The organism is Rhizobium sp. P38BS-XIX, from assembly GCF_012641435.1.
GTDB lineage: Bacteria > Pseudomonadota > Alphaproteobacteria > Rhizobiales > Rhizobiaceae > Rhizobium.
On sequence record NZ_JABAIJ010000002.1, the window covers coordinates 171,501 to 194,168 of the forward strand.

17 protein-coding genes and 1 pseudogene are annotated in these 22,668 nt (G+C 59.9%); 9 read left to right on the forward strand and 9 right to left on the reverse strand.

From position 1 onward, the window contains the following. Positions 1-26: 26 nt before the first annotated feature. Positions 27-650 (forward strand): GntR family transcriptional regulator, encoded by a 624-nt coding sequence (locus tag HGP17_RS09925; RefSeq protein ID WP_168808444.1) that lies wholly within the window; start codon positions 27-29, stop codon positions 648-650. A gap of 217 nt (positions 651-867) precedes the next feature. Here HGP17_RS09925 and HGP17_RS09930 read toward each other — a convergent pair whose 3' ends face one another. Continuing rightward, positions 868-1,167, reverse strand: a complete 300-nt coding sequence (locus HGP17_RS09930; RefSeq protein ID WP_281412752.1) for an autotransporter domain-containing protein — start codon at positions 1,165-1,167, stop codon at positions 868-870. A gap of 179 nt (positions 1,168-1,346) precedes the next feature. Here HGP17_RS09930 and HGP17_RS09935 point away from each other — a divergent pair, with 179 nt between their 5' ends. The 8 genes from HGP17_RS09935 to HGP17_RS09970 all read left to right on the forward strand — a co-directional run bounded on the left by HGP17_RS09935 (position 1,347) and on the right by HGP17_RS09970 (position 11,983). Next, positions 1,347-1,949, forward strand: coding sequence for an ANTAR domain-containing response regulator (locus HGP17_RS09935; RefSeq protein WP_168808453.1), 603 nt, complete (start codon positions 1,347-1,349; stop codon positions 1,947-1,949). Further along, on the forward strand, positions 1,946-3,172 hold the full coding sequence (locus HGP17_RS09940; RefSeq protein WP_168808454.1) for a CmpA/NrtA family ABC transporter substrate-binding protein: 1,227 nt from the start codon (positions 1,946-1,948) through the stop codon (positions 3,170-3,172). The genes HGP17_RS09935 and HGP17_RS09940 overlap by 4 nt, the downstream gene beginning before the upstream one ends. 307 nt (positions 3,173-3,479) lie before the next feature. Then, positions 3,480-4,739 (forward strand): nitrate/nitrite transporter, encoded by a 1,260-nt coding sequence (locus tag HGP17_RS09945; protein ID WP_168808455.1) that lies wholly within the window; start codon positions 3,480-3,482, stop codon positions 4,737-4,739. A gap of 17 nt (positions 4,740-4,756) precedes the next feature. Then, positions 4,757-7,207 carry a nitrite reductase large subunit NirB gene (gene nirB, locus HGP17_RS09950; RefSeq protein WP_168808456.1) on the forward strand — a complete coding sequence of 817 codons (2,451 nt, stop codon included), beginning with the start codon at positions 4,757-4,759 and terminating at the stop codon, positions 7,205-7,207. A gap of 10 nt (positions 7,208-7,217) precedes the next feature. After that, complete coding sequence (gene nirD, locus HGP17_RS09955) at positions 7,218-7,562, forward strand: nitrite reductase small subunit NirD (protein ID WP_168808458.1); 345 nt, start codon at positions 7,218-7,220, stop codon at positions 7,560-7,562. After that, the gene (locus tag HGP17_RS09960; RefSeq protein ID WP_168809094.1) at positions 7,562-10,219 is read left to right on the forward strand and encodes a nitrate reductase; all 2,658 of its coding nucleotides are present in this window, start codon (positions 7,562-7,564) and stop codon (positions 10,217-10,219) included. Before nirD ends, HGP17_RS09960 begins: the two co-directional genes overlap by 1 nt. Continuing rightward, positions 10,191-11,678, forward strand: coding sequence for a siroheme synthase CysG (gene cysG, locus HGP17_RS09965; protein ID WP_168808460.1), 1,488 nt, complete (start codon positions 10,191-10,193; stop codon positions 11,676-11,678). Before HGP17_RS09960 ends, cysG begins: the two co-directional genes overlap by 29 nt. Before the next feature lie 5 nt (positions 11,679-11,683). Beyond that, positions 11,684-11,983, forward strand: a complete 300-nt coding sequence (locus HGP17_RS09970; RefSeq protein ID WP_168808461.1) for a hypothetical protein — start codon at positions 11,684-11,686, stop codon at positions 11,981-11,983. Between the two features lie 333 nt (positions 11,984-12,316). On the opposite strand, the gene HGP17_RS09975 is transcribed toward HGP17_RS09970, so the two are convergent. From HGP17_RS09975 to HGP17_RS10015, 8 genes and pseudogenes are all read right to left on the reverse strand, one after another. Then, positions 12,317-12,544 carry a hypothetical protein gene (locus HGP17_RS09975; RefSeq protein ID WP_168808463.1) on the reverse strand — a complete coding sequence of 76 codons (228 nt, stop codon included), beginning with the start codon at positions 12,542-12,544 and terminating at the stop codon, positions 12,317-12,319. Next, positions 12,541-13,499 (reverse strand): annotated as a pseudogene (locus tag HGP17_RS09980) (IS66 family transposase); the annotation flags it as partial. The pseudogene HGP17_RS09980 and the gene HGP17_RS09975, both read right to left, overlap by 4 nt. An 800-nt stretch (positions 13,500-14,299) precedes the next feature. Then, entirely contained in the window at positions 14,300-16,669 is a 2,370-nt protein-coding gene (locus HGP17_RS09990) for an aldehyde dehydrogenase family protein (RefSeq protein WP_168808465.1), read from the reverse strand. A gap of 13 nt (positions 16,670-16,682) precedes the next feature. Next, on the reverse strand, positions 16,683-17,636 hold the full coding sequence (gene deoC / locus HGP17_RS09995) for a deoxyribose-phosphate aldolase (RefSeq protein WP_168808467.1): 954 nt from the start codon (positions 17,634-17,636) through the stop codon (positions 16,683-16,685). A gap of 31 nt (positions 17,637-17,667) precedes the next feature. Beyond that, positions 17,668-18,669 (reverse strand): ABC transporter permease, encoded by a 1,002-nt coding sequence (locus HGP17_RS10000; RefSeq protein WP_168808468.1) that lies wholly within the window; start codon positions 18,667-18,669, stop codon positions 17,668-17,670. Further along, positions 18,662-20,152, reverse strand: coding sequence for a sugar ABC transporter ATP-binding protein (locus HGP17_RS10005; RefSeq protein WP_168808470.1), 1,491 nt, complete (start codon positions 20,150-20,152; stop codon positions 18,662-18,664). Before HGP17_RS10005 ends, HGP17_RS10000 begins: the two co-directional genes overlap by 8 nt. Then, the gene (locus tag HGP17_RS10010; RefSeq protein ID WP_168808472.1) at positions 20,152-21,138 is read right to left on the reverse strand and encodes a sugar-binding transcriptional regulator; all 987 of its coding nucleotides are present in this window, start codon (positions 21,136-21,138) and stop codon (positions 20,152-20,154) included. Before HGP17_RS10010 ends, HGP17_RS10005 begins: the two co-directional genes overlap by 1 nt. Beyond that, on the reverse strand, positions 21,138-22,652 hold the full coding sequence (locus HGP17_RS10015) for an FGGY-family carbohydrate kinase (RefSeq protein ID WP_168808474.1): 1,515 nt from the start codon (positions 22,650-22,652) through the stop codon (positions 21,138-21,140). The genes HGP17_RS10010 and HGP17_RS10015 overlap by 1 nt, the downstream gene beginning before the upstream one ends. Positions 22,653-22,668 lie beyond the last annotated feature (16 nt).

Here is a 22,668-nt window from a genome sequence, read left to right on the forward strand (position 1 = left end):
TTCGAGCGAGGACATGTTGGAAGCTGATGACCCCTAAACTCGCCCTCGATCGGATCGTCTACGACAGACTTACTTCTGAACTTCTTGCGGGAAACTATAAGCCGGGGGAGCATATTACCCCGCGCGACATTGGGCGGATGCTCGATATCAGTTCAACTCCTGTTGTCGTCGCTCTTCACAGGTTGGCAGCACAGAATATGTTGGAGCGCTCGGACGGTGAGGGATTTTACGTGCCGCGTTTGAGTGGACCGCAGCTGCAGGCGCTGTATCACGTTCACGAGGTGCTTGTTGTTGACGCTGTTAATATCGTTCGATCCGGCCTATCGCACAGGACGGTGGATGTCGAGATGGGTGAATACCTCGATCTCACCGCTGCATTGACATGGAAATTTTTCCGCTCCATTTTTCTTGCGACCGGCCAGGAGGCCTACATCGCCTATGGCGGCAACGTGAGCGATAGGTTGCAGCCTTATCGTGTTCATAAGGACGGGGTACTGCAGGATAGAGTGGTCGAACTCCAAACCCTTACTCGTTTCTGGGCCAAAGGCGATTTTGATAACTTGGTCTTAGGGCTGCGTATCTATCATCAGCGCCGCCAAAATGTCGCAATACAGATTGTCGAGAACGCAGTTAGTCGCCATTTTACCTAACTATGGCTCGGCTAGGTCATCGCTCGGCAAGCACGAAGAGGTATTGTATTCGGCGCCGATTGAACACCTACCGCTAATCTCGGCACGCTTTGAGGAGCAAAAGGCCCCGCCGCTAGGCGTTGTCTTGCTCTTGATCAAAACGGTATCAAGGCGAGAGGTCCATAGCAGAAGTCGCGCCGGATGCGCAGCTTCTGACCTGTCTTAAATAACTAGCCGGTCAAAACTTGACTTTAAGCATCGCGTTAGCGCCATGTGAGTAGCTTCCGGAACCTACCTGACCGATATAGCCAATGCCGAGGATCGCGTTTGGTGCTAGGTTGAAGTCCAGGCCAGCTTCGATCAGCGCCACATTCTTGTTGATGGGAGCACCCGATACCGTAAAGGAGTTTCCTGTGCCGAAACGCGCGGTGGAAAGCGGATCGGTGTCGCCGAAAGCATGTTGCCAGCCGAGCATACCCCGAGCCACGATATTCGTTCCTTCGAAGTTCACGTCGGTTGACGCCCTATCCGCTGCCATTCTGAACGGCAAGCGCCCCTAACAAATCCGACCGGCGAATGACGAACGGAAAAATCTTGGGCTGGTGGAGCGATTGCGGGCTCAAAATCAAACCATGGCTGGACAGAGGTTGGCAAGACGCTCTAAGTCGTCGAAAGAATGCGTTGCACGGCGATGTTGGAAATTCACACGGTATTGAGATGAAGCAGGGAAGTCTCAATGTACTTGTTATCGATGAGAACCGCATTCGCGCCTCCATCATTGAGGTGGGCCTGCGCGAAGCTGGCTATGATCGGGTTACGATCATCGATGACATGCACGGCCTAGCTCGGCGTATTACGGAGATCAATCCCGATGTGATCGTGATCGATCTCGAGAATCCGAACCGCGACATGCTTGAGAACTTCTTCCAGCTATCGCGCGCCGTTCGACGACCGATCGCCATGTTCGTCGATCGCTCCGATGAAGCCTCCATCGAAGCCGCAGTCGAAGCCGGAGTATCCGCCTATATCGTCGACGGACTGAAGCAGGAGCGTGTTCGCCCCATCCTGAAGATGGCAATCAGTCGCTTCAACGCATTTTCGCGACTGAGCCGTGAACTTGAAGAAACGCGAAGCGAGCTCGAAAACCGCAAAGTGATTGATCGGGCAAAAGGACTGCTGATGCGGAGCCGTGGTCTTTCGGAGGAAGCTGCCTATGGCTTGTTGCGCAAGACTGCCATGAACCAGAACAAGAAAATTGTCGAGATCGCGCAGAGCCTCGTTACGGCTGCAAGCCTGCTAGATCCGCGAGGAGAGGCATGAGCTACAGTCATCAGATTACCGCCGGCTTCGTGCCTCTGCTTGATAGCGCACTTCTTGTCGTGGCAAAGGAGCAAGGATTTGCCCAGGAGGAAGATCTCGAATTGTCGCTCGTGCGAGAGCGGTCCTGGGCCTCGATCCGTGATAGACTGGCGGTTGGGCATTTCGAGGTCGCCCACATTCTCGCGCCGATGCCGATTGCCTGTAATCTCGGGCTGACTGCACCGGCTCCGCGCATGATCGTGCCGATGGCACTCGGTCTGGGCGGCAATGGCGTGACAGTCTCCGATGATCTCTGGCGCCGAATGGTCGAGCATGGTGCGACGGCGGATCTCGATGCTCGAACGAATGGTCTCGCGCTTCGCAGGGTCCTGTCAGAGCGGCTAAGCGAGAAGCTTCGCTTTGCGGTCGTCCATCCCTATTCGGCCCACAATTACGAGCTGCGTTATTGGTTTTCGGCCAATGCCATCGAACCCGATCGTGACATCGACATGCTCGTCTTGCCACCTCCAGATATGGGCGATGCCTTGATGGAAGGCGCGATCGACGGCTATTGCGCCGGCGAGCCGTGGAACAGCTTTGGAACATTGAAGCGCGGCGGCCATCTGGCGACCGTCAAGGCCGAGATCTGGAAATCCAGTCCCGAGAAAGTGCTTGGCGTTAATGGCCGCTGGGGTGATGCGCACCCCGAAGCGATGGCGGCTCTTCTGCGCTCGCTCTACAAAGCCTCTCTGTGGTGCGCTGATCCTGCGAACCGCCAGACGTTGGCAACCTTGCTCGCCGCACCGAGCTATATCGATCGGCCGGCTGAATTGCTGCTGCCGGCACTTTCAGGTGTTTTACCGACCGGCGGCGGCGAGATGAGGGCCGTTCGAGATTTCTTCGTTCCGAACGCGAAGGCGGCGACCTTTCCATGGAAGAGCCATGCACTCTGGTTCTATACCCAAATGGTCCGTTGGGGGCAGGTTGCGCATAGCGCCACGCATCAGCAAGTCGCAGGCAACACCTACCGCCCTGACATTTATCGTGAAGCGTTAAAGACGCTTGGCGTTGCCATGCCCTCGGCAAGTGCCAAGGTCGAAGGAGCGCTGCGAGCGGAAACGCCCGTTGGCTCCAGCGGTGCGCTGACATTGGGGCCGGACGGCTTTTTCGACGGCAATCTCTTCGATCCGGATCGCGTGGAAAGCTACATCGCGTCCCAGCGAACCGATCCAATTGGCGCCTAGTTTATAAGCACTGCACAATTTTTAATGCCGCTCGTGGTGGCTTTTGCGGCGTCGATAGACGATCTGTTTGTGTGCCACCCTCAAAACTCGGAAAAGTACGCCAATTTCGTATTTGGCACGCTCCTTGCTTGCCATATAGATAGGCCAACACGGCCATAGTATCCGGTGTCCAACGACGGGCGCCTCAAGCAACGCCGCTGACCAGGTTTACCGCGAACACATTTGTGTTCGCGCACCCTGAGCAGCGGCTTTTTGTTTTCAATCGTAACGATGGATCGGCGCGACCTTGTCGGGCCTCGGAGAAGCCATGTCTGTCATCAAGAAATCGCAATCCACATCTGCCAACGAAGCCACCCGGGCGCTCTGGATTTCCACAGCCGCCTTTACCCTCTGTTTTGCCGTCTGGACGATCTTCGCGATCATCGGCATTCGTATCAAGCAGGATCTGGGATTGAGCGAGGCGGCGTTCGGGCTCTTGGTCGGCACCCCCGTTCTGACCGGTTCACTGGTGCGCATCGTGCTTGGGATCTGGACCGAGCGCTATGGCGGCCGCCTCGTTTTCACGCTCACCATGCTGGCCGCGGCTCTGGCAACATTTCTGTTATCGTATGCTCACACCTATCTGCAGATGCTGATTGCCGGCCTCGGCGTTGGCCTTGCCGGCGGCACATTCGCCGTCGGTATCGCGTATGTCTCTCCATTCTTCCCAGCGAAAAAACAGGGAACGGCGCTCGGCATCTTTGGTGCAGGCAATGTCGGAGCAGCCGTCACGAAATTTGCGGCTCCATTCGTCCTGCTTGCTTGGGGTTGGCCCGCCGTGGCGCAGATCTGGGCCGGTGTCCTGGCGCTGATGGCCATCGTCTTTTGGTTCACCACGACCGACGACCCGGCCTACCGAAATCTTCGGCAAAGCGGGCGCGCACCAAAGAGCTTGGCAAAAGAGTTCGCACCTTTGAAGAACCTGCAGGTCTGGCGCTTCTCTTTGTACTACTTCTTTGCCTTTGGCGGTTTCGTTGCGCTGTCGCTGTGGCTGCCGCGCTATCTCGTTGGTGTCTACGGCTTCAATCTCGAAACAGCCGGTATGGTTGCCGCCGCCTATTCGATCCCCGGCAGTGTCTTCCGCGCCTTCGGCGGCGCGCTTTCGGACAGGAGGGGCGCCCGCAGCGTCTTGTATGTGATGTTCGCCGTCGCTGCCGCGACGACCCTCATCCTGTCCGTCCCTGCCGCCACGAGCACCGCCATCGGTGTCGGGCCAGCAGTCTTCATCGTCGTCATCTTCACGCTCGGCTTTGTGATGAGCCTTGGAAAGGCGGCAGTATATAAGCACATTCCCGCCTACTACCCTGACAGCATTGGTGCGGTTGGCGGCATGGTCGGCATGATGGGCGGGCTCGGCGGCTTTGTCTTGCCGATCGCCTTCGGTTTCCTCAAGGACATGACCGGTCTGTGGTCCAGCTGCTTTATGCTGCTGTTTGCCATCATCATCGTCTCGCTCGTCTGGATGCATCTGTCGGTCAGGCAGATCGAGCGCCGCAGCCTATCTGCGCAGTCCGTTGCCGCACTCTGAAACAAGGATTTTAAACAATGACCGAGAAACTTGTCATCATCGGCAACGGCATGGCACCCGGCCGCATGCTGGAGCACCTCCTGGATAAAGCACCCGGCCAATATCACGTGACTATTTTCAATGCAGAACCGCGGGTCAATTACGATCGCATAATGCTTTCTCCAGTGCTTTCGGGCGAAAAAGACTATGAACAGATCATCATCCATGGTGACGGCTGGTACATCAAACATGGCATCATGCTCTACAAGGGGCATAAGATCGTCGCGATAGACCGGGTCGCGAAGACCGTTACGTCGGATCATGGCGTGATAGAAAGCTACGACAAGTTGGTGATCGCCACGGGATCCGTCCCGTTCATCATTCCGGTTCCGGGCAGGGACCTGCCCGGCGTCATTACCTATCGCGACCTCGACGACGTCCAGGCAATGTTGCTTGCCGCTCAGTCGCGCGAGAAGGCGGTTGTTATTGGCGGCGGGCTGCTCGGTCTCGAAGCGGCAGCCGGTCTTGCTTCCCGCGGCATGAGCGTGACGGTCCTCCACGTCATGCCGACGCTGATGGAGCGTCAGCTCGATCCGGCCGCAGGCTATTTGCTGCAGAAAGCTGTCGAGGAGCGCGGCATCAAGGTCATCTGTAAAGCCAACACCAAGGCAATTGTCGGCAAGGAAAGGGTGGAAGGTATCGAACTCGATGACGGCCGCATCATACCCGCGACACTCGTCGTTATGGCCGTCGGCATCCGCCCTAATGTCGAGCTCGCCCGGGATGCCGGCGTCACCGTCAATCGCGGCATCGTCGTCGACGATGGCATGCAGACGTCGGACGGCAGCATCATGGCGCTGGGAGAATGTGCAGAAGTGGGCGGCATGGTCTATGGTCTTGTCTCGCCGCTTTATGAGATGGCGCGCATTGCCGCCTCACACCTGGCCGGCGACAGTTCTGCCACCTTCGTTCATTCCGACACGCCGACAAAGCTCAAAGTCACAGGTATCGATCTGTTCTCGCTGGGCGACTTTGCCGATGGAGACGATCGCGAAGAGATCGTCCTGCGGGATGCGTCGGCCGGTGTCTACAAACGTCTTGTGCTCAAAGACAACAGGATCATCGGCACCGTACTCTACGGCGAAACTGCCGATGGCGCCTGGTTCAACGATCTCAAAAAGAAGCAGGCTGACATAGCCGATATGCGCGAGACACTGATTTTTGGTCAAGCCTATCAAGGAGGAGCGCCACTGGACCCTATGGCGGCCGTTGCAGCCTTGCCGGATGATGCGGAAATCTGCGGCTGCAACGGCGTTTGTAAGGGCAAGATCACGTCTGCCATCACGGCCAAGGGCCTCTCGTCGTTGGACGATGTACGCGCCCATACCAAGGCGTCCGCATCCTGCGGCTCCTGCACGGGGCTGGTCGAACAACTGATGACGCTGACGCTTGGCGACAGTTATAACCCCGCCGCCGTCCAGCCGATGTGCGCCTGCACGGAACTCGGCCACGACGACGTTCGCCGGCTCATCAAGGCCAAGGGTTTGAAAACCATTCCGGCCGTCATGCAGGAACTGGAATGGAAGACGTCGTGCGGCTGCGCCAAATGTCGTCCTGCTCTCAACTACTACCTCGTCTGCGACTGGCCAGACGAATATGCCGACGACTACCAATCGCGCTTCATCAATGAGCGCGTCCACGCCAACATCCAGAAAGACGGAACTTTTTCGGTTGTCCCGCGCATGTGGGGTGGGGTCACCTCGTCGAGCGAACTGCGCGCCATTGCCGACGTCGTCGACAAGTTCGAAATCCCCATGGTGAAGGTCACGGGCGGCCAGCGCATCGACCTGCTCGGCATCGAGAAGGAAGATCTGCCTGGTGTCTGGGCCGATCTCGGCAAGGCCGGTTTTGTCTCGGGTCAGGCCTATGCCAAGGGTCTGCGCACAGTGAAGACCTGCGTTGGTTCCGACTGGTGCCGTTTCGGCACGCAGGATTCGACCGGGCTTGGCATCCGAATCGAAAAATTCATGTGGGGCTCCTGGACGCCCGCCAAACTGAAGATGGCGGTTTCTGGATGTCCGCGCAATTGCGCCGAGGCGACCTGCAAGGACATCGGCGTGATCTGCGTCGACAGCGGCTTCGAAATCCACTTTGCGGGTGCCGCCGGTCTCGACATCAAGGGCACGGAAGTCCTTGGCCTCGTGCGGACAGAAGACGAGGCGCTGGAGCATATCGTGGCGCTGACGCAAATGTATCGCGAGCAGGCCCGCTATCTCGAGCGTATCTACAAATGGGCAAAGCGCGTCGGTCTCGACGAGATCCGCCGCCAGATCATGAGCGATAGCGAGAGGCGCAAGGCTTACTACGATCGCTTCGTATTCTCCCAGACATTTGCTCAGATCGATCCCTGGTCGGAGCGCGTGTCCGGCAAGGACAAGCATGAGTTCAGGCCGATGGCGACGATCGGCTATCCACAGGCAGCCGAGTGAGGAGATGGACATGACCTGGCCAAATGAAACCTGGCATCCGATCGGCGATATCACCGATATTCCGCTCAGGGGCGCGCGCTGCGTGAAGACGCCGCGGGGCAAGATCGCCGTCTTCAGGACCGCTGAAAACGAGGTCTTTGCAATCGAGGATCATTGTCCGCACAAGGGTGGGGCGCTTTCGCAGGGTATCGTCCACGCGAAAGCCGTGACCTGTCCGCTGCACAATTGGGTGATCTCGCTCGAAACGGGCAGGGCCCTCGGCGCCGATCAAGGCGCAGTCAGAACTCTGCCCGTTCGCAACGAGAATGGTGCTCTCTCCATAGCTCTTGGAAGCATGATGATGGCGGCCGAATGATGGAGAAGGAGGTCAGGACAACCTGTCCCTATTGCGGCGTCGGCTGCGGCGTGATCGCCAAGCTCGCCGAAGACGGCGCAGTTTCGGTGCGGGGCGATCCCGAACATCCCTCCAATTTCGGGCGGCTTTGTTCGAAGGGGTCGGCACTTGCCGAAACCATAGATCTCGACGGGCGCGTTCTCTATCCGGAAGTATCGGGGCAGCGGGTCGAATGGGACACGGCACTTGACCTCGTCGCTCAGCGATTTTCACAGACGATTGCCGAGCACGGCCGGGGCTCCGTCGCCTTCTATGTCTCAGGTCAGCTGCTGACGGAAGACTATTATGTAGCCAACAAGCTGATGAAGGGCTTCATCGGCTCGGCCAACATTGACACGAATTCGCGCCTCTGCATGTCCTCGTCTGTGGCCGGTCATCGGCGAGCCTTCGGCTCCGACACGGTGCCGGGCACATATGAGGACATCGAACTTGCCGATCTTGTCGTGCTTGCAGGCTCGAATCTCGCCTGGTGCCATCCCGTCCTTTATCAGCGTCTGGCCGCAGCCAAGATAGCGCGGCCGAGCATGAAAATCGTTGTCATAGACCCGCGTCGGACGATGACTGGGGATATCGCTGACGTTCATCTCGCAATCCGGCCGGATGGAGATGTCGCTCTGTTCATGGGGTTGTTCGCACATCTGATTGCCGAAAATGCGATCGATCAGAACTACATAGCCGAGCATACGCGCGGCTTCGGCGACGCCTTTGACAAATCCGCGGCCCTGTCCTGGAGTGAGCTTTTGCACGAGACCGGCTTGCCTGCGATGCAGCTTCGGGAGTTCTTTCGCCTGTTTGCCACGACGGAAAGGGTTGTTACCTGCTATAGCCAGGGCGTCAACCAGTCCGCTTCGGGAACGGACAAGGTCAACGGCATCATCAACTGCCATCTCGCCACGGGCCGCATCGGTCGACCCGGTATGGGACCTTTTTCGCTGACCGGTCAGCCAAACGCCATGGGAGGTCGGGAAGTTGGCGGACTTGCGAATATGCTTGCCGCCCACATGGAAATCGAAAATGCGGCAGATCGCGACCGCGTCCAGCGTTTTTGGCGCTCGCCGGATATAGTCACCACCTCCGGCCTCAAAGCCGTCGACATGTTCAAGGCAATTGCTGACGGCCACATCAAGGCCATCTGGATCATGGCAACGAATCCGGCTGTCTCCATGCCCGATGCCAACGCGGTCGAGGCTGCCATCAGGGCCTGTCCGTTTGTCGTCGTCTCCGATGTTCTTGCAAGCACCGATACGACACGACATGCCCATGTTCTTCTGCCATCGCTCGGATGGGGCGAGAAGGACGGCACAGTGACGAACTCCGAGCGGCGCATTTCACGCCAGCGTGCTTTCCTGGAGGTACCCGGAGAAGCAAGAGCGGATTGGTGGCAGCTGGCTGAAGTCGGCCGTCGCATGGGCTATACCGAGGCATTTCACTATTCGTCCAGTGCTTCGATCTTCGATGAGCACGCCAGCCTGTCGGCATTCGAAAACGATGGGACACGCGACTTCGATATCGGCGGCTATGCCGGCATGGATTCCAGCAGCTACGACAACTGCCAACCGTTCCAATGGCCTCAGCCAAAGGAGGGCAAGGCATTCGGAGGACGCTTCTTCGCGCAGGGTGGCTTCTACCACACAGACGGCAAAGCTCGATTTATTCCCATAACTGTCGCCAGTCGCACGCAAACCGATGATCGCTACCCGTTCATCCTCAATACGGGGCGGGTTCGTGATCATTGGCACACAATGACGCGAACGGGCAAAAGTGCCCGTCTTTCCTCGCACATCGCCGAACCCTTTGCCGAGTTGCATCCGAGCGATGCAGCCGAGATTGGCGTGGTCACGGCCGATCTCGTCGAAATATCGAGCCGGTACGGCACGGCGGTTGTTCGGGCGCTGATCACAGAACGCCAGGCTCGTGGCAGTGCCTTCGTGCCGATGCATTGGAACGATCAATTTACCGCCAAGGGGCGCATCGATGCCGTTGTGGCACCTCGGACGGATCCCATCTCAGGCCAACCCGCATCGAAGAATGTCGCGATCGCTGTGCGGCCGTTCATTGTGAGGCATTACGGCTTTGCGCTGTCGGTATCAGAGCCTGCGTCCCTCAACGCAGCCTATTGGGCGATCGCGAGGGCCAATGGCGGATGGCGGATGGAGCTCGCCTTCGATGCAGCCGAGGCGGATTGGATTTCGTGGTGCCGCACCATCTTTTCCATTCCTGAAGGCATAGAACCACTTGGTTACGTCGATGCGCAGGCCGGCGTCATGCGGCTCGCATTTTTCTCGGGCAAGCGCCTTCTCGCTGCCCTGTTTCTCTCATGCGAGCCCGTGGCCGTTGCCCGCAATTGGGCGACGGCACAGCTTGTCGCGGATCATACGGATCTGCGCAAGCGTTTCGCATTTATCGCCGGTCGACCGGGGGCGGACCAGCCAGATCCGGGAGCCACGGTCTGCTCATGCTTCGGCGTCGGCGTCAATCAGATCGCCGCCGCCGTGCGCAGCGGCTGCCGCAACGTTCAAGCCATCGGCAAGACGTTGAATGCAGGCACAAATTGCGGTTCGTGCCGCGCCGAAATTAAGGGGATCATCGATGCATGTCTTACAGCCGCCGCCGAGTGAAGATCTGCGGCGCATAGAGCCGCTTTCGAAATTGCCGGTCTTTTGGGCGCTTGAGAAAAAGCGCGTCGTTGTGGTCGGCGGTTCCGATGGCGCCGCCTGGAAGGCTGAGCTGCTGGCGGCCTGCGGTGCGCGGGTCGAGGTGTTTGCCGAAGAGGTGAGCGACGGTCTGCAAAAGCTGTTCCTGAAGCTGCCAAAACATCCAAGCGCTACCCTCAGACATCACAACAGGGTGTGGATGCGAGACGATCTCAAAAATGCCGAACTCGCTATCGCGGATATCGAAGGTGATGTCGAGGCTCGTCACTTCTTCGACGCAGCCCGTTCGCTTGGCGTGCCTGTAAACGTGATCGACAAGCCGGCTTATTGCCAGTTTCAATTCGGTTCGATCGTCAACCGTTCCCCAGTCGTCGTCGCCATTTCGACGGACGGTGCAGCGCCCATTTTGGCGCAGACGATCCGCAGGAAGATCGAGACTTTGTTGTCAAGCGCAATACAGTCCTGGGCTCACATTGCGCGGTCCGTCAGAGGCCAGGTCAATGAGCTTCTGACGACGGCTTGGCAACGGCGCACGTACTGGGAGAAGCTTGCCGACCTTGCATTCAGCGGCGTTCCTGCTCAGGACGCCGAAAGCGAGCTCCTTAAGATCGCTCACGGGATTAAGGACGCCACCCCGACAGTTGGTAGCGTGACGCTGGTTGGCGCGGGACCGGGCGATGCGGATTTGCTGACGCTGAAGGCCGTGCGCGCGCTGCAAGCAGCTGACGTCATTCTTTTCGACGATCTGGTATCAGCAGACGTTCTGGAGCTCGCCCGTCGAGAGGCTCGCCGTATGCTCGTCGGCAAGAGAGGCGGCCGCACTAGCTGCAGACAGGAGGACATCAACGAGATGATGATTGGGCTCGCCAAGGCAGGCAAACGCGTTGTCCGATTGAAGTCTGGAGACCCAATGATCTTCGGTCGTGCGGGTGAGGAGATCGCTTGCCTGAGACAGAAAAACATCCCTGTTGACGTCATTCCCGGTATTACCGCAGCCAGCGCGATGGCATCGCGCCTCGGCGTATCGCTTACACATAGAGATTATGCGCAATCTGTCCGCTATGTCACAGGGCATTCCCGTAATGGCGGGATGATCTCTGACATGGATTGGCACTCGCTGGCGGAGCCGAGGACGACAAATGTATTCTATATGAGTGGACGAACGGCTTGCCAGATTGCCGACAATCTTATGGCTGCTGGCCTACCCTCTGCAACGCCGGTCATCATCGTCAGCAATGTCAGCCGACCCAACGAACGCACGTGGAACGGAAAACTGGCGGAGATGGGCGAGGGTATTGATGCGATCGGCTACGAAGAACCTGTTCTCATCGCTGTGGGTACGGCACTGTCTGCATACAAACCCATAAGTGTCGAACTTGAACTCACCGACAATTCGTCTCCGATGATGGCTGGCGTGCGATGACTAACATGGCAGCCCTTCTGCTCATTTTTTCGATCGGTTTAAGTTGGAACCGTGTTGCAACTATCTTCGACACGGCATTACCTATTGAAAACTCTGCGCAACCGCTTCTCATTTTGGCGTCGACAGTCTGTATCACGTCGTTCGGTTTGGCGTTCAGTATTGCGGCATGGCCGATCGGCATCCTGATTGTTGTCGTCGGACTTCTTCTTGCCCGGTTTGTCCAGGGCCTTAACATACGCATAGCCGTGCCGCTTTCTGTCGCGCTCTTATTGGCCTATATACGGCTTGTTTATCCACTCGCATGAGGGGCAGGTTTTTGAGGCAACCAAATGACGGTATGCTTCACGACGGTCCGGGGAACCATGACGACGTCGACCGCTCCCAATGCTTTCCGGCTGAATTTTTGTGTGATGACAAAGTCCTCGCCGGGCGGCTCCCCAATCGTCCGGTCGCCGCGGGCTTGAAGTCGGAATACAACGACCGCACCGCCGCTTTTATGGGAGCTGTGTGAGCACATCCGTCATGCGTGTCTGACAGGTCGGGATGTACGGGTGTCTGCCGGTTGCGAGATTTATTCGCTCAATCATACGAGGAAACGTAAGCGCTGTCCTGAGGCCACGTCAGACGGAAGTTGACGCCTATTTTGTGAGCTGATGGGCAGTCAGACGCTCAGCTTCTGCCAGCGCGGCAGTTTTGGTTTTGAAGGGGCCGATATCATGGTCTTCGGTGTCGGGTAACCACTTCGGAAGGAACCACCAGCCGCCAGGGCGATAACTGGAACTGCTTCTCACAGAGCCGACATTCTTGGCGAAGAACCAGCCGGAGTCGATTCCATCCTGCTCCCATGAGATGCTCTGCTCTGTCACGGCACACTCCACGCCTGTTGTTTTATCGGGAGCATTTTATCGGCCTCGTATGACCAGGGCAACAACTCGTCGATCTGGCTGTTTGGGTGACCATTGACGATCTTAGTAAGCACATCGGCGAGATAGCCGAGCGGTTCCACATCGTGGAGCTTGGCGGTCTCGATGAGTGATGCGATGGTCGCCCAGTGCTCGGCCCCGGCGTCGGAACCCGCGAAGAGTGCGTTCTTACGATTTAGGGCAATTGGCCTGATGGATCGCTCGACGGTGTTGGAGTCGATCTCGATGCGGCCGTCATCGATGAACCTGGTTAGCCCATCCCACCGCGACAAGGTGTATCGGATTGCTTCAGCCAGCTTCGTTTTCTGGCTGATAAGGCCGAGCTTTTCGGTAAGCCAGGGCGCAAGGCTGTCAACGATCGGGCGGCTCTTTTCCTGTCGGATGACACGGCGTTCCTCGGAAGCCCGACCACGGATATCATCCTCGATCCTGTAAAGCTCGGCAATGCGCCGGAGCGCCTCGGTGGCAATGGGTGCAGAACCGGCTGCTGCCAACTCGTAAAAGCGTCGCTGAACATGCGGCCAGCAGAAGGCCAGCGAGACGGCATTCTTGGCAGCCAACGGGCGGTAGCCACTGTAACCGTCTACTTGGAGAATGCCGACGAAGCTGTCGAGATGGGTCATCGGGCGTTCAGCCTTGCGATCTGGCGCATAGACATAAACGACACCCGGCGGATCGTTCCTCTCTGCCATGGTCGGTCGTCCCGCGCATAGGCCCAAAGTTGGCCGGTCTTGGTCTTGCCGCGCCCCGGATCGAGCACCGGTGCTGTCGTCTCGTCCGCGAAGAGCTTGGATGATGACTTCAACACCTCAAGTAGCCTCTGATGAACCGGCCGCAGATGCCAGGCCGCACGTCCAACCCAATCAGCCAACGTTGAGCGATCGAGGTCTATACCTCGTCACGCCGGGCTCATAGCTTCCCGCGACGATCTGCGCCTTCAGCTCGTCGCTCCATTCACGGCGACGACCACTTCCAGTGAAAACCTCGAACCGACGAACCGGCTCATCATCTTGGTTTTAAGCGTAAGCTCTGAAATCGACATATGTCTAAGCCCTCTATTTAGGCTCAACATCGTCAATCACAAGTTGATCCGGAAGGTGGGTTCAAAACGACGCTTACGCCAAAACTATCGTTCAAGGCACCTCATCTAATCTCATTCGGGAAGGAAAGTCTTTCCAGAAAGCTTGGACGCGGATTCATCGATGGGTCGTCGCCGACTAGTGGCACAACAAACACATTCGTCCCATGACGGGCTTGCCGCGAAAGGAAGTGGACTTACTTAAGCATTGTCGCAACTGTAAAGAAGCGGTACGGACCCGGTACGGCGGACCTCACGAGGGCGAGTGCCGGGTCTTGTGAGGTGGATGGTGTCCCTGTCGAGCGTCCTGCGCTTTGCTATTTTCGCCGAACCTAGGAAATTTGATCCACCAGCGATATTCGAGCCGTGGGTCGTCGCGGCAATGATGCAGTTCGAACGCGAAATCGAGGCCCACTGTCGCAGAACGCGGTTTGTGGTTCTCTGAGATACAGGTCAAGCTGCGGTGACCTGAGTGCGGCAAGGTGTTGGCCAGATGTGCGATAGCAAGCCGGCCGCATAAGAGCGTCTTGCCCTGAAGGATCCATCGCCCCTGCATTCACGCGGCGGAAGTGTTATCGAAGATGGATTCAACAAGGGGCGCCGTAACGCCCCTTGTTTCGTTATTCGCCGTAAGGCAGCCAGATGGTTTTGGTCTGGCTGGCGCGGCGCAGGAATTCCGATCCCTGAGCCTGCCTCCAGTCGCGCAGCTTGCCATTGTCCACCCAGGTTACTTTCAGATTTCCGGTCGAGGCGGCCTCGACCATGGCCGAACCGTCCGCGCTGCCGCAGTACCACACAGCGGAGATGTCATCGTGCTCGGCGAGCGTCCTGGCGAGAAGGTCACGTTCGCCGGTCAACAGATTGATGACGCCGTCAGGCACATCGGAGGTCTCGATCACCTGGTAAAGTCGAGCCGCGATTAGCGGATGGCTTTGGGAGGCAATGGCGACGACGCGGTTGCCAAGCGCGATCGCCGGCAGGATCAGCGAAATCAGCGAAAGGAGAGGCGCTTCGTCCGGCGCCACGATGCCAACTGTGCCGAAGGGTTCGTTGACTGTCATCGTCACATGGCGGGACTTGGTGGCCGTCACTGCGCCATCGAACTTGTCGGCCTGGGCGGCATACCAGAAGGCGCGGCGGATAGTCAGTTCAACTTCCTCTTCCGGCTTTGGGCTGGCGCCGGTCGCTGCGAGTGCCGCCACGAACTCACCGCGGCGCTGGCTGAGGTTCTCGGCCAGAAAATAGAGCACTTGCGCACGGTTATGGGCCGTCACGCCACTCCAGGAGGTTGCCCTGTTGGCGGCTTCTACCGCATTTCGGATATCTTTGCGGTTGGCGAGCGCCGCCTGACCGAGAACCTGGCCGCCCTTGCCCGTAACAGTATAGCTTTGTCCGCCGTCGGCGCGGACTTGCTTGCCGCCGATGTACAGCTTGGAGGTGACGTCGATATCCGCACCAACCTTGCCTGCAAAGGGCGTCACCAATGGCTTGAGAGACGGTTCCGGGCGAGGCTTCGCCTGCTTGTCGGAGGACAGGGTCAGATATTCGCCCATACCGGAGCGTCCGCCTTCGCGGCCGAAGCCACTTTCGCGGTAGCCGCCGAAGGGAGCTGCCGCGTCGAACATGTTGGTGGCGTTGATCCATACGACGCCGGCCTTCACCTTGGCGGCAACTTCGATGGCGCGGTTGATGTTTTCCGACCAGACGGAGGCGGCGAGGCCGTAACGCGTGTCGTTGGCGAGAGCCACGGCTTCGTCGAGCGTGCGGAACGTGCCGCTGGTGGCGACCGGGCCGAAGATCTCGACCTGCGAGACCAGATGGGCAGCCGCCGTGCCGGTGAAGAAGCCGGGCGCACAGAAGGAGCCTTTCTTCGGAAGGTCGATCGGCGCGAGGTTCAACGTCGCGCCCTCTTCCTCACCCTTGGCGAGCAAGGTCTTGATCCGCGAAAGCTGCTTGGCCGAGACAACCGCGCCGATATCCATTGTCTTGTCGAGCGGATCGCCGACACGCAGCGAGGCCATGCGGCTTTTCAGCTTATCGAAGAATTTCGGCGCAATGCCTTCCTGCACGAGGATGCGTGAGCCGGCGCAGCAGACTTCCCCTTGATTGAACCAGATTGCGTCGACAACACCTTCGACGGCTGCGTCCAGGTCGGCGTCCTCAAGCACTATGAAAGGCGACTTGCCGCCAAGCTCCAGGCTCAGCTTCTTTCCAGAGCCGGCGATCTGACGGCGGATGATCCGGCCGACGTCGGTCGAGCCTGTAAAGGCGACCTTGTCGACATCAGGATGACCGGCGATAGCCCCACCCGTCTCACCATCGCCGTGGACGATGTTGACGACGCCAGGGGGCAGGCCGATCTCCTCCAGCACCTCGCCGAACGCGCAGGCAGTCAGCGGCGTCAGGTCGGCGGGCTTGAGGACGACGGTGTTGCCAGCGGCAAGGGCTGGGGCGATCTTCCAGGCGAGCATCAGCAGCGGGAAGTTCCAGGGGATGATCTGGCCACAGACGCCAACGGCGATGTGGTTGGGGAATTCGTCGGAAAGAATCTCGGCCCAGCCGGCATGGTGGTAGAAATGGCGCGCGACGAGTGGAATGTCGATATCGCGAGTCTCACGAATCGTCTTGCCGTTGTCCATCGTCTCCAGCACGGAGAAGAAGCGTTCGCGTTTCTGGATGTGTCGCGCGATGGCGTAAAGATACTTGGCGCGCTCATGAGCTGGCAGTGCTGACCATTTCGGGAAGGCGGCGCGAGCGGCATTTACGGCGGCCGAGACATCGTCGACCGTACCCTTGGCGATGCGGGCGATGATTTCGTCAGTCGCCGGGTTGATGACGTCGATCAACGTACCCTCGACAGCCGTGAACTTGCCGTTGATGTAGTGGCCGATGCCGGCTGACCGCGCCTGCAGCCAGTCCTTGACCTCGGAATTGCTTTCGGGAGCGGGACCGTAATCCATGGTTTGCATGATATCCTTGATGGAAGGCATGGTGGTCATTTCCTCAAGCCAGCGCGTGGCGGTTGGCGGCCGAATACCGGCCTGTCAGATGATGTTCGAGCTGGCGTTCGATATCGCCGAGCATGGAAGAGGCGCCGATGCGGAAGAGATCGGGCATGGTGAAGCGGGTGCCGAGTTCTTCCTTCATCAGGATCAGCCAGTTGATTGCGTCTTTGGCGGTCTTGAGGCCGCCGGCCGGCTTGAATCCGACAATCTGGCCGGTGAGGTCGCGATAGTCGCGCAGCGCGCGCACCATGGTCAGCGATACGGGAAGGGTGGCGTTGATTTCTTCCTTGCCGGTTGAAGTCTTGATGAAGTCCGCGCCTGCCTGCATGGCGACCATCGAGGCCTTGTAGACGTTGGATAGCGAGCGCAGGTCGCCGGTCGCCAGGATTGCCTTCATGTGGGCCGGGCCACAGGTCTCGCGCATGGCGCTGATTTCGTCGTAGAGCGCAGTCCAGTTGCCGGTCAGCACGTGCTCGCGGGTAATGACGATGTCGATCTCGCTGGCACCCTGCTCGACGGCATAGCGGATTTCGGCCAGCCGAATGGGGAGGGGAGTAAGGCCAGCCGGAAAGCCCGTCGCAACCGACGCAACGGGAATGCCGGAATTGCCGAGCGCCTTGACAGCATGCGGCACCATCGTCGGATAGACGCAGACGGCGCCGACGGTAAGCCTGTCGAGGCCGAGACCTCCCAGCAGGTCGGTGCGAATGGGGGCCTTCGCCTTGGCGCAGAGGCGCTGGACACGGCCTTGCGTATCGTCGCCGGCGAGCGTCGTCAGGTCGATGCACGTGATAGCGCGCAGGAGCCAGGCGGCCTGCCACTCCTTCTTAACGGTGCGGCGCGTGACGAGTGTCGAGGCACGACGTTCCGTGGCGCTGAGATTGACCGCGTGGCCTTCGAACCAGTCGGTTGTCAGGGGTGTGCCCTGCGGACGGGGAAAATGCTCTGTCATAGGTGTTGTCCGGTCTTTGAGCGTGCGGGCATCAGCCCCGGCCACGGCGAATGTCGATGAAGCGGTTGAGCAGGATGGCGGCCACGATGATGAGCCCTGTGACCGTCATCTGGTAGAACGAACCGAGGCCGAGCAGGTTGAAGATGTTGCGCAGCACCTGCAGCAGCATCACCGCAAAGAAGGTGCCCAGCACACCGCCGCGGCCGCCGAAAAGCGAGGTGCCGCCGAGGACGACGGCCGCGATGGCGTCGAGTTCGAGGCCCTGGGCTGCCGTCGGCTGGCCGATGCGCAGGCGCGAGGTCAGCAGGATGCCAGCAAGCGCGCTCATGATTCCTGAGACCGTGAAGACGAGGATCAGAATGCGGGTGGTGGGCAGGCCGGAGAGGCGCGCGGCTTCCGCATTACCTCCCGTCGCATAGACGGATTCACCAAAGACGGTGAGCCGAAGGATACCGCCGGCTATGATGCACAGCACGACGAAGATCAAGCCCATGGTGCTGATGGAGGCACCAGGCAGAATGGAGATCATGGTCGAGGAGATCGAGCCAAAAGACGGTGGCAGGCCGGAGACTGGCACACCATCCGTTAGGAGGTAGGTAATGCCGCGGAAGGAGACGAGGCCGGCGAGCGAGACGATGAAGCTCGGCACCTCGGCAATCGCCGTGATCAGGCCGATGACAGCGCCTGCGAAGGCGCCGACAAGGATCGTCAGCAAGAGGGCAGGAGCGATCGGCATCCCGGCTGCCAGCAGCACGGCAACCAGCATGCCCGACAGCGCAGTGACGGAACCGACGGAGAGATCGATGTTGCCGGTGAGAATGACGAACGTCATGCCGATGGCGACGACGCCCGTGACGGCCGCCTGCTGGAACAGGTTGGCGATATTAACCGGCGTCAGGAAATTCGGCGACAGGATTGCGGCAATGGCGACCACCACCAGGAAGATCACGATGAAATTGTATTCGATCGCCAGATCGATCAGGCGGCGCGAGGAGCTTTGCATCGGCGGCGTCCCAGTAACGGTGTCAGTCATGGTAGTCTTCTCCCAGAATCTGGTGCTTCAGGATGGTATCCTGATCGGTCTTTGCCGGATCGAACCGGGCGATGTTGCGGCCTTCGTGGAAGACCCAGATGGTATCGCAGGCGGCGTAGAGTTCCTCCAGCTCGGAGGAGGCGACGATGACGGCCGCGCCCTTGGAAGCGAGCTGATCGACCAGCCGGTAGAGGTCCGCCTTGGCACCGATGTCGAGGCCACGGGATGGTTCGTCGAGCAGCAGCAACTGAGCGCCCTTAATGATCCATTTGGCCAGCACGACCTTTTGCTGGTTGCCACCCGAGAGCTGGATGACTTTCTGCTCCGGCGCGCCGTACTTGGTGGACAGCTGTTTGAGAACGGGGATCGTCTGTGCCTTCATCTGCGCGTGGCGAGCGAAGAGTTGGCCCTGCATGGTCGGCAGCATTGCGTTGCGATAGATGGGCGCGTCCAGGATCAGGCCTTCCGTCTTGCGGCTTTCCGGCACGAGGCCGAGGCCGGCGCTGATCGCATCGCGCGGGGACTTCGGCTTGAAGGTTTTGCCATGAAGCGTCATCTGCGCGTTGCTGCTGTCGGCACCGAAGAGCGCCTTCAGGAAGGAAGTGCGCCCGGAGCCGTTCAGGCCGGTCAACCCGGCGATCTCGCCGCGGCGCAGCTCGAAATCCCTTATATCGAGACCGTGCGCGCCTGTCAGCCGGTCGACTTTCAGAACGACCTCACCGGTGACCGGTGCGCGGTCCAGCCGCTCGACGAGGGCGCGGTTACGGCCAAGGATGGCCTCGACCAGCGCGCTGTCGGGCGTGCCTTCGACCGGGAAGGTTTCGATGGTCTGGCCGCCGCGCAGGACGGTAACGCGGTCGCCGATCTCGCGCAATTCGCCGAGCCGATGGCTGACATAGAGGATGGCGACCCCTTGTGCGGTCAGCTCGCGGATGACCCGGAATACGGCCTTGAGTTCGGTCTCATTGAGCGCGGCCGACGGCTCGTCCATGATGATGACCTTGGCATCACGGGTGAGCGAGCGGGCGATGGCCGTGAGCTGCTGGTTTGCGATCGACAGGCTGCCGACGCGGTCGTCCGGCGAGAAGGTGGCGCCGACGCGGGCGAGGGCTTCCCTCGCACGCAGGCGGCGGTTGCTTTTCCTCAGGAAGCCGTAGCTCGCAGGTGGGTGGCCAAGGAACAGGTTCTCGGCGACGGTGAGCTGCGGTACGAGGTCGAGCTCCTGATAAATCATCGAAATGCCGGAGGCTGCGGCCTCGGCTGGCGCCCTGAAATTCACCTTGACGCCATCGACCCTGATCTCACCGTCAGATGGCGACAAGGCTCCGGCAATCAGCTTCAGGAAGGTCGACTTGCCGGCGCCGTTGGCGCCCAGCAGGCAGTGGACCTCGCCCTTGCGAACGGTCAGGTTTGCGTCCGCCAGCGCCACGATCTCCGGCGGAAAGCGCTTCGACAGGCGTTCGATTTGAAGCACGTCCTCCATCAGGCAGTCTCCTCCAGTATTCTGAGAGCGGTCCCCTCGTCTGTGACGAGGTCCGTCACGTAGCCGGCCCTTAGACCGGCGGCCGCAATCAGATGCTTGTCTTCGCCGGCGGCGACGCCGATCACCCTTTCTTTTCGCGACAGCGCCTCGAGCCGAAGGCCGATTGTACGGTCATCCAGATTGCGATCGGCGATACGACCCTTGGCGTCTACGAAGCGCCCCATGATATCGCCGACGGAATTCAGATCCCGCAGGACGGCAATGTCGTTCTCGTCGAGATAGCCGGAGCCGAGCAGCACCGACTGGTGGCTGAGGCCGCCCATGCCGAAGCAGATGACCGGCGCCTCCTCTGCCAGCTGCATCACCCGCGAGATAATCGGATCCTGCTCCAGCGCGTCGCGGGTCGAGCGTGAACCGAGGATGGCAGGCACCGGCAGGAGGATGGCGCGGCCACCTGCGGACTGCGCGAATTCCTCAGCGACCGCCGAATTGCGGCTGGTGGTCGTCGTCAGCGCCGTGGAACCATTGACCATTACCACGTTGAGGCCGGGGCACCAGTCCTTCGGCAAAGCGCGGGCAACGGCTGCCATGGTGCGGCCCCAGCTGACGCCCATCAGTGCGGGCTTTGGGCTAAGGCTGGCGAGATGCGTGGCGGCCGCCTGGGCGACGCTGTCGATGATCAGCGTCTGATCGTCGATCTCGCCAGTGGGTACGACAATTGCCTCGCGGACGCCGAACCGGCGGTGCAGCTCAACCTCGAGCGAAGTGCGGCGTCCAGCTCGCGGCGTGATTTCGATGCGCACGACACCGGTTTCCTTGGCCTCCGTCAGTAGCCGACCGACCTGCCAGCGGGTGAGACCGAGTTCGCTGGCAATCTGGGCCTGGGTGCGGTCGAGGTCGTAATAGAGCTTGGCCACCTGGATCATCAGATGGTCGCGTTGCTCGTTGATCGGCAAGCGTGCGGAGTAGGGGTTTCTGTCGCTCATCAGTGCGGCCCCATCTGGCGATGAGCGAGGTGATGCAGCACGGGGCGCAGGTGCTCAGTTGTCTCGCGGTAGAGTGGCAGCATACCGGCGAACCAATCGGCGCGGCGCGGATCGGGCTTGAGCTCGATGCCCGGCACGACGCAGGCCTTCGCAGCGGATTGCAAGTTGGGAAAAACGCCGATCGCCGATGCGGCCGCGACAGCGGTGCCGACCAAAGAGAGATTGTCCTCGCGCACCACCTGCACCGGCAGGCTCATGGCGTCGACAGTCGCTTGCAGCCAGGCGGGGTTCTTGACGATGCCGCCCGCCATCATGACCCGGGCGATGGAAACGCCGCGAGATTTCAGCACGGAGATGACGTTGGCCGACCCGAGCGCAATGGAATCAATCGCAGCGGCGTAAATATCGGCGCGGGTGTGCCCAAGCGTGAGGCCCATCAGCGCGCCGCGCAGCGCGCCATCGCGATAGGGCGTGCGGTTGCCCATCATGTAGTCAAGGGCCAGCAGGCCATCGGAATGGTCGGGCTTGGCGGCGACCCTTGATATCAGCGCGGCATGGCCTTCACGGTCGAGGCCGAATATCTCGCCGGCCAGCCAGTTGAGCATTGAGCCGGCGGCGACCTGGCCGCATTCGACGAGCCAGCGGCCATCGGTCAGCGCATTGGGGTAAGGTCCCCAGAAACCGGACACGTCGCCTTCTTCAGCCAACTGTACCAGCTGGACGATGGAGGTGCCGCCGATGAACAGCATGCCGCCAGGTTCGACCGTGTCTGCCCCGAGAATTCCGATGTGGGCGTCGATGCCGCCCTGGGCGACGACTGGACAATTCTCAAGTCCGAAATCGGCCGCCATCTCGGGACGCAGCATGCCGATGACGCCGCCAACGGGGACGATGCGTTGCGGCAGCTTTCCGATGAGATCGGGAATGCCAAGCGCTTCGTAGATCTCGGGCACGAAGCGATGGCCTTCGCTGTCATAGTTCCATTTGCAAGCTGCGTTCATGCGCGAGCCGACCCATTCGCCGGTCAGGTCGAAATTCACGTAGTCGAGCGCCTCGCAGACCACCTCGGCCTTCGCCCAGACATCCGGCTGGTTGCGCTTCAGCCACATGGACTTCGGCACAAGCCATTCTACGGCATCGGAACCTCCGCAAAAGCGCATGACGGGATGGTCTAGTGTCGCGGTGCGGTCGCTCTCGGCCTGGGCGCGGCAATCCATCCACAGGAGGGCAGGCGACAGAGGCGTGCCGTCGCGCTGGCAGACCGCCACAGTGGAGGACGTCGTGGCACAGCAGACGGCGTCGATTGTCGTGCGATCGGTCTTTTGCAGGACGGCACGGCCGGCTTTCCGAAGGGCTGCGCGCCAGTCCCCAGGCGATTGCTCGGCCCAACCGGCGCGTGGGTACTGCGTTGAATAGGAAGCTTCCGCCTGACCGAGCATGCGGCGATGGTCCGTGTCATAAACGCCCGCCCTGACGCCGCCTGTTCCGAAATCGAAGCTCAGTATGTGAGCCATGCAGTCTCTCCTCCAA

Bases quoted from the DNA above. Each gene is read 5' to 3' on its own strand.
- HGP17_RS09970 (WP_168808461.1), top strand. From the start codon at position 11,684: ATGGCAGCCCTTCTGCTCATTTTTTCGATCGGTTTAAGTTGGAACCGT.
- HGP17_RS09990 (WP_168808465.1), bottom strand. From the start codon at position 16,669: ATGCCTTCCATCAAGGATATCATGCAAACCATGGATTACGGTCCCGCT.
- HGP17_RS10000 (WP_168808468.1), bottom strand. From the start codon at position 18,669: ATGACTGACACCGTTACTGGGACGCCGCCGATGCAAAGCTCCTCGCGC.
- HGP17_RS10005 (WP_168808470.1), bottom strand. From the start codon at position 20,152: ATGGAGGACGTGCTTCAAATCGAACGCCTGTCGAAGCGCTTTCCGCCG.
- HGP17_RS09940 (WP_168808454.1), top strand. From the start codon at position 1,946: ATGAGCTACAGTCATCAGATTACCGCCGGCTTCGTGCCTCTGCTTGAT.
- nirD (WP_168808458.1), top strand. From the start codon at position 7,218: ATGACCTGGCCAAATGAAACCTGGCATCCGATCGGCGATATCACCGAT.
- deoC (WP_168808467.1), bottom strand. From the start codon at position 17,636: ATGACAGAGCATTTTCCCCGTCCGCAGGGCACACCCCTGACAACCGAC.
- HGP17_RS09930 (WP_281412752.1), bottom strand. From the start codon at position 1,167: ATGGCAGCGGATAGGGCGTCAACCGACGTGAACTTCGAAGGAACGAAT.
- nirB (WP_168808456.1), top strand. From the start codon at position 4,757: ATGACCGAGAAACTTGTCATCATCGGCAACGGCATGGCACCCGGCCGC.
- HGP17_RS09935 (WP_168808453.1), top strand. From the start codon at position 1,347: ATGAAGCAGGGAAGTCTCAATGTACTTGTTATCGATGAGAACCGCATT.
- HGP17_RS10015 (WP_168808474.1), bottom strand. From the start codon at position 22,652: ATGGCTCACATACTGAGCTTCGATTTCGGAACAGGCGGCGTCAGGGCG.
- HGP17_RS10010 (WP_168808472.1), bottom strand. From the start codon at position 21,138: ATGAGCGACAGAAACCCCTACTCCGCACGCTTGCCGATCAACGAGCAA.
- HGP17_RS09945 (WP_168808455.1), top strand. From the start codon at position 3,480: ATGTCTGTCATCAAGAAATCGCAATCCACATCTGCCAACGAAGCCACC.
- HGP17_RS09960 (WP_168809094.1), top strand. From the start codon at position 7,562: ATGGAGAAGGAGGTCAGGACAACCTGTCCCTATTGCGGCGTCGGCTGC.
- HGP17_RS09925 (WP_168808444.1), top strand. From the start codon at position 27: ATGACCCCTAAACTCGCCCTCGATCGGATCGTCTACGACAGACTTACT.
- cysG (WP_168808460.1), top strand. From the start codon at position 10,191: ATGCATGTCTTACAGCCGCCGCCGAGTGAAGATCTGCGGCGCATAGAG.